This window comes from Pseudomonas sp. YuFO20 (assembly GCF_035064975.1).
Lineage (GTDB): Bacteria > Pseudomonadota > Gammaproteobacteria > Pseudomonadales > Pseudomonadaceae > Aquipseudomonas > Aquipseudomonas putida_AE.
Genome location: NZ_JAXDEO010000063.1, coordinates 21,963 through 30,390, shown reverse-complemented (window position 1 = coordinate 30,390; position 8,428 = coordinate 21,963). Strand labels below are relative to the sequence as shown.

General features: G+C 64.6%; 8 protein-coding genes. 6 read left to right on the top strand and 2 right to left on the bottom strand.

Annotated elements, in window-relative coordinates; all coding sequences use genetic code 11:
- Nucleotides 1–371: 371 nt before the first annotated feature.
- Nucleotides 372–1,586 carry a LysR family transcriptional regulator gene (locus tag SOP85_RS26390; RefSeq protein WP_323628743.1) on the bottom strand — a complete coding sequence of 405 codons (1,215 nt, stop codon included), beginning with the start codon at nt 1,584–1,586 and terminating at the stop codon, nt 372–374.
- 157 nt (nt 1,587–1,743) lie between these two features.
- On the opposite strand from SOP85_RS26390, the gene galB reads away from it, so the two are divergent.
- From galB to SOP85_RS26360, 6 genes are all read left to right on the top strand, one after another.
- Nucleotides 1,744–2,490 (top strand): 4-oxalmesaconate hydratase, encoded by a 747-nt coding sequence (gene galB, locus SOP85_RS26385; protein WP_323628742.1) that lies wholly within the window; start codon nt 1,744–1,746, stop codon nt 2,488–2,490.
- Entirely contained in the window at nt 2,487–3,203 is a 717-nt protein-coding gene (locus tag SOP85_RS26380; RefSeq protein WP_323628741.1) for a 4-carboxy-4-hydroxy-2-oxoadipate aldolase/oxaloacetate decarboxylase, read from the top strand. The genes galB and SOP85_RS26380 overlap by 4 nt, the downstream gene beginning before the upstream one ends.
- Before the next feature lie 2 nt (nt 3,204–3,205).
- Nucleotides 3,206–4,282, top strand: coding sequence for a 4-oxalomesaconate tautomerase (locus tag SOP85_RS26375; protein ID WP_323628740.1), 1,077 nt, complete (start codon nt 3,206–3,208; stop codon nt 4,280–4,282).
- Between the two features lie 56 nt (nt 4,283–4,338).
- Nucleotides 4,339–5,559, top strand: a complete 1,221-nt coding sequence (locus SOP85_RS26370) for a helix-turn-helix domain-containing protein (protein ID WP_323628739.1) — start codon at nt 4,339–4,341, stop codon at nt 5,557–5,559.
- A 35-nt stretch (nt 5,560–5,594) separates the two neighbouring features.
- Nucleotides 5,595–6,227: a Vgb family protein gene (locus tag SOP85_RS26365; protein ID WP_274077939.1), complete on the top strand. Its 633-nt coding sequence runs from the start codon at nt 5,595–5,597 to the stop codon at nt 6,225–6,227.
- Nucleotides 6,228–6,364: 137 nt separating this feature from the next.
- On the top strand, nt 6,365–7,375 hold the full coding sequence (locus SOP85_RS26360) for a GlxA family transcriptional regulator (protein ID WP_274077940.1): 1,011 nt from the start codon (nt 6,365–6,367) through the stop codon (nt 7,373–7,375).
- Between the two features lie 19 nt (nt 7,376–7,394).
- On the opposite strand, the gene SOP85_RS26355 is transcribed toward SOP85_RS26360, so the two are convergent.
- A complete protein-coding gene (locus SOP85_RS26355) occupies nt 7,395–8,255 on the bottom strand; it encodes a CAP domain-containing protein (protein ID WP_323628738.1) in 861 nt (286 codons plus the stop codon).
- Nucleotides 8,256–8,428: the final 173 nt, after the last annotated feature.

Genomic DNA, 8,428 nt, shown 5'->3' with positions numbered 1-8,428 from the left:
CAGGCCCGCTCCCACATTTCGATCGGTGTCATGCACAAGATCTGTGTGCACTGGAGATCCCTTGTAGGAGCAAGCTTGCTCGCGAAAGCGGTGGGTCAGGCGACATCTCTGTCAACGAGTCGGCCGTCTTCGCGAGCAAGCCCGCTCCCACATTTTGATTGGCGCCGAGCACAAATGCCGGGTGCGCTGGAGACCCCCTGTGGGAGCAAGCTTGCTCGCGAAAGCGGTAAGTCAGGCGATATCTCTGTCAACGGGTCGGCCGTCTTCGCGAGCAAGCCCGCTCCCACATTTTGATCGGTGTCATGCACAAGTGCCGGGTGCGCTGGAGATCCCCTGTAGGAGCGGGCTTGCTCGCGAAAGCGGTGTATGGTTCACACAGAAATCGCCGCCTGTTCGCGAATCACCCGGCGAATCATCTCCATCAAAGCTTGAGCCACTGGCGTGTGCAGGCATCCATGGCGATACGTCAGGCCGATCGCCCGGGTGGTCTGTTTCAATTCCACTGGCAGAATGCACAGCTCGCCGGAGGCGATTTCCTGTTCCAGTTGATGCGCGGACACCGCCGCGAGCATGTCCGAGCGCAGCAATAGGCCGCGGATGATCGCCATGTCGGCGCTTTCCACCACCGGCCGGGGCGGGGCGATGCCGAAGCGGGCGAAACACTCGTCGAGCATCTGCCGGGCCGGCGATCCGGCGCGGGGCAGCACCCATCGGGCGCTGCCCAGCTCGTGGTGCAGGGCGGTTTTCGCATAGAGCGGATGATCACGCCGGGCCAGCACCACCATGTCTTCCGTGAGCAACGCCTCGCCGGTCAGGTCGCTGGCATAGGCCTCTGAACGCAAGGCACCGAAAATGAAATCGACATCGCCGGCGCGCAGCTCCGTCGCCAGCAGATCGAACGGGCTTTCATTGGTGATCACCTGGATAGCCGGGTGCTCGGCCACCAGGCGCACGATGGCCTCGGGCAGGATGCGCGTGCGGCCAAGGGGCAGGGCGCCGACCTGCACCACCCCTTGCAGGGTACCGCGCAGGGCGGTGATGTCGGTCTCGATGTGGCGCAACTCGTTCAGTGCCCGGCGGATCGGAAAGAGGATTTCATGACTCGCGGGAGTGGGCTGCAAGCCCCGTGGCGTACGCTCGAAGAGCGTCTGGCCGCAGCCACTTTCCATGACCTTGATGGTCGAGCTGATCGCCGGCTGACTCAGGCCGAGCAGGCTGGCGACCGTCTGCATATGGCGCGTTTCACAGAGTTTGATGAACACCTGCAGGCGTCGGGCCTGGAGCAGGTAAAGCGGCTCGACCGCGCGTTTTTCTCCGCCACCCAACAGCCGCGGCACGCTTTCCAGCTCGGCGAGTACGCGTCGTGCACGGGGCAGCAGGCGTTCACCATCATCGGTCAAACGCATACCGTTGGCGTGGCGTTCGAACAGCGGCACGGCGAGACGGGTTTCCAGCTCGGCAATCGCCCGGGTCACCACCGATTGCGCCCGATACAGCGCCACAGAGGCCTTGGATACGCTGCCGTGATCGGCCACCCGGACGAAGGCGCGTACGTGCATGAGGCTGGGCAGTTCAGTGGATTCCATGGGGCTTTTGCTCGGAAGTTCGCTCTCTGCAGCGGACTATGCCGCCGCCCTGTACCAGTGGCAATAAAAAAAACGCATACCTGCAACAGCGCAACGCATTACTCCGCTGGCAGGTGCCGATGCGATGCTCTTTCGACACGCAGAAGGAGTATCCGCAATGATCGATTCACCGAAAAACGCACCGAAAAACGCGCTGGTGGTCAGCGCTCACTCTGCCGATTTCGTCTGGCGCGCCGGCGGCGCCATCGCCCTGCACGCGCAACAGGGCTACAACGTGCACATCGTCTGCCTGTCATTCGGCGAGCGCGGCGAGTCCGCCAAGTTGTGGCGCAAGGGCGAGGTGAGCGAAGACAAAGTCAAAAGTGCGCGCCGTGAAGAAGCCCAGGCCGCCGCCGATATCCTCGGCGCCAGCGTCGAGTTCTTCGACATCGGCGACTACCCGTTGCGCGCGGACAAGGACACCCTGTTCCGACTCGCCGATGTGTTTCGCCGGGTGCAACCGGAATTCGTCCTCAGTCACTCAAGCAAAGACCCCTACAACTACGATCACTCGCTGGCCATGAACCTGACCCAGGAGGCGCGCATCATCGCTCAGGCCGAAGGCTACAAACCGGGCGAGAAAATCGTCGGCGCGCCACCGGTCTACAGCTTCGAACCGCACCAGCCCGAGCAATGCGAATGGCGCCCCGACGTGTTGCTGGATATCACCCAGGTCTGGGGCAAGAAGTACGCCGCCATCCAGTGCATGGCCGGCCAGGAACACCTGTGGGAGTACTACACCCGCGTCGCCCTGCAGCGCGGCGTGCAAGCCAAGCGCAACGTCGGGATCACCTCCACCCGCGACATCATCTATGGCGAAGGCTATCAAAGCATTTTCCCGCGCGTGACGGAGAACCTGGCATGAGCGAGTTGATCGGCAAAACCGGTATCGTCGTGCGCAATATCGCCCGGGCCGAGCGCGCGCTGGTCGATGAGCTGCAACGCTACGGCGTCGCGACCATTCATGAAGCGCAGGGGCGCAAAGGCCTGCTGGCGTCTTCGATCAGACCCATCCAGCGTGGCACCGTGATCAGTGGTTCGGCGGTGACGGTGCTGGTCGCGCCGGGCGATAACTGGATGTTCCATGTGGCGGTGGAGCAGTGCCGGCCAGGGGATATCCTGGTGGTGGCCCCCAGTTCGCCGTGCACCGACGGTTACTTCGGCGATCTGCTGGCGACCTCGCTCAAGGCACACGGCGTGCGTGCCCTGGTGATCGATGCCGGGGTGCGCGACACCCACACCTTGCGCGAGATGGGCTTTGCGGTCTGGTCCCGCGCCATCAATGCCCAGGGCACGATCAAGGAGACCCTCGGCTCGGTCAACCTGCCGCTGGTGTGTGGCGGTCAGCTGGTCAACCCGGGGGATGTGGTGGTGGCCGATGACGATGGCGTGGTCATCGTGCGTCGCGCCGAAGTCTCGCAAGTGGTCGAGGCCAGCCGTGCCCGCGCCGACCTGGAAGAGCACAAGGCCCAGCGCCTGGCCAATGGCGAGCTGGGGCTGGACATCTACAACATGCGCGCACGCCTGGCGGAGAAGGGCCTGCGCTACGTCGACAGCCTCGACGAACTCGGAGACTGAGCATGGGCCAGATACGCATTCCTTGCCTGTTGATGCGCGGGGGGACGTCCAAGGGGGCTTACTTCCTGGCGGGTGACTTGCCCGAGCAGTCGGCGCTACGCGACCGCGTGCTGTTGGCGGCCATGGGTTCGCCGGATGCGCGGCAGATCGACGGCATCGGTGGCGGCGACTCGCTGACCAGCAAGGTGGCGATCATCCAGCCCTCGGCGCGCGATGATGCCGACGTGGATTACCTGTTCGCTCAGGTGCTGGTCGATGAGCCGCGCGTCGATTACGGGCAGAACTGCGGCAACATCCTCGCCGGCGTCGGGCCGTTCGCCATCGAGCGCGGGCTGGTGGCCGCCCGGAGTGATGTGACACCGGTGCGCATTTTCATGGAAAACACCGGACAGATCGCGGTGGCCCATGTGCCCACACCCCAAGGTAGCGTCAACTATAGCGGTGAAGCGCGGATCGACGGGGTACCTGGTGGCGGCGCTCCGCTGATCGTCGAATTCGAGAATGTCGCCGGTTCCAGCTGCGGATCGTTATTGCCCACCGGCCAGGTGGTCGATGTGTTCGACGGCATTGAGGTCACCTGCGTCGACAACGGCATGCCGGTGGTGCTGATCCGCGCCTCCGACCTTGGCCTGCGCGGCGATGAAAGCCCCGGGCAACTCGATGCCGACAGCGCGTTGAAGGCCCGGCTCGAATCGATCCGCTTGCAGGTCGGCCCGCGGATGAACCTGGGCGAGGTGGCCCAGCGCAACGTGCCGAAGATGTGCCTGATTGCGCCGCCACAGGCCGGCGGGGCACTGAGCACCCGCACCTTTATTCCCCATCGCTGCCACACCAGCATCGGCGTGTTCGGCGCGGTCAGCGTGGCGGTTGCCTGCCTGATCGAGGGCAGTGTGGCGGCGGGTATCGCCCGGGTCGACGAGGTCGAGGTGAAGCGCCTTCAGGTCGAGCACCCCACGGGGGAATTCAGCGTTGAGCTGCGTCTGCAGGACGGAGTGTTGGTCGGGTGTGGCTTGATGCGCACAGCTCGCCTGCTGTTTGACGGCGTGGTGTGCGTGCCGGATACGCTGGCCTGGTCGTGATATAGACTCATCAGGAGGGCTATCTCGACAGGAGTGACACGCGTGGCAGGATTGCAATGGACTCGATGATCAACGCGGCAGCGCAGGCGCTGGCGGCGGGGGATCCGCTGGGCGCGCTGGACCGGGTGGCGCTGCGCGACGATGCGCCGGCGCTGGCGCTGCGCGGCATCGCCATGGCGCAACTGGGCGATCTGGCGCGGGCCAAGGCGCTGGTGCGCCGGGCGGCGCGGGCGTTCGGGCCGCATGAGGCGCTGGCGCGGGCGCGCTGTGTGGTCGCTGAGGCCGAGATCGCACTGGCGTCACGGGACCTCGGCTGGCCGGTCAAGGCCCTCGAGGCGGCGCGGCTCACCCTGGAGGCTCACGATGATCGGGTGAACGCGGCCCATGCGCGCTATCTGCAGATCCGCCGCCTGTTGCTGATCGGCCAGCTGGATCAGGCCCAGGAGCAACTTGCGCAGCTTGCCCCGGCCACCTTGCCACCGCCCCTGCGGGCCACCCATGAACTGGTGGCGGCGGGGATCGCCATGCGCCACCTGCAGGCCCAGGCGGCGCGGGCTGCCTTGGCCAGGGCAGAACTGGCCGCACAACAGGCGGGCATTCCCGCGCTGTCGGCGGAAGTCGAAAGCGCGCAGCACCTGCTCGACAGTCCCGCTGCACGCCTGATCAGTCACGGCACGGGGCGACCGGTGTTGCTCGACGAAGTGGAAGCGTTGCTGGCCTCGACCGCACTGGTGGTGGATGCCTGTCGAAACGTGGTGCGTGGGTCGGGCATGTCGGTCGCTTTATCGAAGCGCCCGATCCTCTTCACCCTCGCGCGAACACTGGCCGAAGCCTGGCCATCCGATGTGCCCAGGGAAGTCCTCATTGCCAAGGCGTTTCGCCTGAAACTCAGCGATGAATCCCATCGCGCCCGCTTGCGGGTCGAAATCGGCCGCTTGCGTGCCGCGCTCAAACCCCTGGCCGGTATCCATGCGACCCGTCGTGGTTTTATCCTGGTGGCGCAGGTTTCACCCGAGGTGGTGCTGCTCGCCCCACCGGTGGAAGACAAGTACGCCGCGGTGTTCGCCTTGCTCGGCGATGGCGAGTCCTGGTCGAGTTCGGCCCTGGCCCTGGCGTTGGGCAGCAGCCAGCGCGCAGTGCAGCGCTCGCTCGAATCGCTGGCAGCCGAGGGCAAGGTGCAGTCGTTCGGACAGGGACGGGCCCGGCGCTGGCTGACCCCGCCGGTGCCCGGTTTCGCGACGACCTTGTTACTCCCGGTTCCGCTGCCCGGTGGCTAGGATGATTCCACCTACCCCTTTGGAGGAACACCGAAATGAAACAGTCAGCCGCCGAAATCCTGCGTGAATATGGCCCCTTTGCCGATGTCGATGCCGTGCACGGCGTTACCTGGGACGGTGAGCAGGTGTGGTTTGCAACCACCGACAAGCTCCACGCCCTGGACCCCGACAGTGGCCACCTGCTGCGCTCGCTCGATGTCGCCGGCCATGCCGGCACGGCATTCGATGGCACGCACCTGTTCCAGATCGCCGAGGACCGCATCCAGAAAGTCGACCCGAGCACTGGCGAAATCCTCTCCACCATTCCGGCCCCCGGCGGTGGCAACGACTCGGGTCTGACCTGGGCCGAAGGCTCGCTGTGGGTGGGCCAGTACCGCGAACGGAAAATTCATCAGATCGACCCCGAAACCGGGAAAGTCCTGCGCACCCTGCAATCCAACCGATTTGTCACGGGTGTGACCTGGGTCGAGGGCGCCCTGTGGCACGGCACCTGGGAAGGCGAAGAGGGCGAATTGCGGCGCGTCGACTCGAGCACTGGCGAAGTGCTGGAAAGCCTCAGGCTGCCGGCCGGCATCGGCGTATCGGGGCTGGAGTCCGACGGAGGCGAGCGGTTTTTCTGTGGCGGTGGCAACAGCGGGCGGGTGAGGGTGGTGCGCCGGCCTTCATGATCTTTTGTGCGCGAACAGACCCGCTTGCTCCGGAGCTTCAACTGGCGTAAACAGAGCGCGCATCGATAGCCGTCGCGAGAGACGGTTATCAATGCGGCCATTCACATCTTGTTCAACACGACCAGGCGAGGCGAACGTTGGTAGAGCGACGTCAGTTCAGCGGTGCCATGAAGGGCAAGAACCTTCGTTACCTCAATGACCACGAAGGCCAGTCCGTTCGGGCCAGGGCCGGCTTCCTGCTGCTGGAACATTTTTCGCTGCCGGCCTTCACCCAGGCGCTCGACACCATCGTCACCGCCAACCTGCTGCGGCCCGAGCTGTTTTCGACGAAAACCTTCGGGCTGAGCGAAGGCGAAGTCATCAGCGACCTGGGCCTGGTGATTCGACCCGATGCGCGCCTTGACCCGGTCGAAATTCAATCGCTGGATCTGTTGGTTGTCTGCGGTGGCTACCGCACGGCGCTCAAGGCCGACGACGGGCTGACCGGCCTCTTGCAAGGCGCGGCCGAGCAGGGCGTGACACTGGCCGGGATCTGGAATGGCGCCTGGTTTCTCGGCCAGGCCGGTTTGCTCGACGGCTATCGCTGCGCCATTCACCCGGAGCATCGTCCGGCGCTGGCGGAAATCGCCAGGCTCAGCCAGGTCACCAGCGAAGCCTACGTGGTGGATCGCGACCGCCTGACGGCGTCCAGCCCGACGGGTTCCTTCTACATGGCCCTGGAATGGATCAAGGGCTTGCATGACAAGGCGCTGACTGACGGTATCGAAGACATCCTGGCGTTTGAAGCGTCGCGCTACCGGCGCATCAAGCCCACCTTGAATGTCTCCGTCAGTGGTCCGTTGAGGGAGGTGGTCAACCTGATGGACGCCAACCTGGAAGAGCCGCTGGAGATGGAGGCGCTTTGTCTGTATGCCGGTCGGTCACGCCGGCAGATCGAGCGCCTGTTCAAGGAGCAGTTGGGCACCACGCCCCAGCGCTACTACATGGATTTGCGCATCACCGAAGCGCGGCGATTGCTGCAGCACACCACGCTGACCATCGTGGAAGTCTCGGTGGCCTGTGGTTTCGTTTCACCCAGCCACTTCAGCAAGTGCTACAGCGCCTACTTCGGTTATCGGCCGTCCAGGGAAACCAGGCTGGTCAAATAACCGTTCGATGAAATGCCGATCATTGCGCGCCAAACATCATCGTCCAGTAGACCCCCTGGTCACTGCGCGCATCCATCGCATAAGCCGCACCGACCTGAGTGAACATCGGGTTCATCAGGTTGGCGCAATGCCCGGGACTTGCCAGCCAACCGGCCATGGCCTTGTTCGGTGAGCCCTGGCCGGCTGCGATGTTTTCGCCGATCTGCCGGCCACGGAAACCGGCGGCTCGCGCGCGGTCGGCCGCAGTGTCGCCATCGGGGTCCTGGTGGGCGAAGTAGTTGCCGTAGGCCATGGCTTTGCTGTGCCCTTGCGCCGCCGCGCCGAGGCTGGCGTTCCAGGCCAATGGCCGCGCGGCGGCGAAGCGCTGGCGCCCGCACAGGCGCGGTTTGGCACGGGCGGCATTGACCTGCGCGAGCAAGGTCTTGCCGACACTGCGCGGATCGCTCACCTGACTGTCCAGCACCGGCCGCGCCAGCACCACTTGCCACTCACTACGACTGCGAGTGACGCCAATGTCGGCGTACTGGTTGTCCAGCAAGGCCGAACAGTGCTCATCCTGCAGCATCTCGAAAGCCTCTTCGGCATCCTGCGCACCCACCACGCGGATGGATCGCACCGTAACGGCCTGGTACCCGGAAGCTTTCAAGCGGTCACGCAAACCGCCGCCGTAGCCGATCGGCAAGGCCAGGCTTGACTTCAGGGCCAGCGGCGACAGGCGTTGGGCGGGACGCCGTGCGCAGTCTTCGGGGTGGGCTCGATAATCGTTGATGGCTTCCACAAGCTGACGCTCCGCACCGGCTTGGGCAGGGGTGGTGATCAGGGGCAGCGAGGTCAACAGGCACAGCGAAGTGAAGCGCAAGGCGAGGGCGGATGGGCGCATGGTGCGGACAGCTCTGATGAGATGACGACGATTGGGGGGAGGAAAAACGCCCGTTTAAGACTGGTGTCTTGGGACAAGGTTCAAGGGGGGAGGGGTTTTAATATGGGGGGACAGCCCTGAACATTGCGTGGACTTCCCTCTGTAGGAGCTGCCGAAGGCTGCGATCTTTTGAT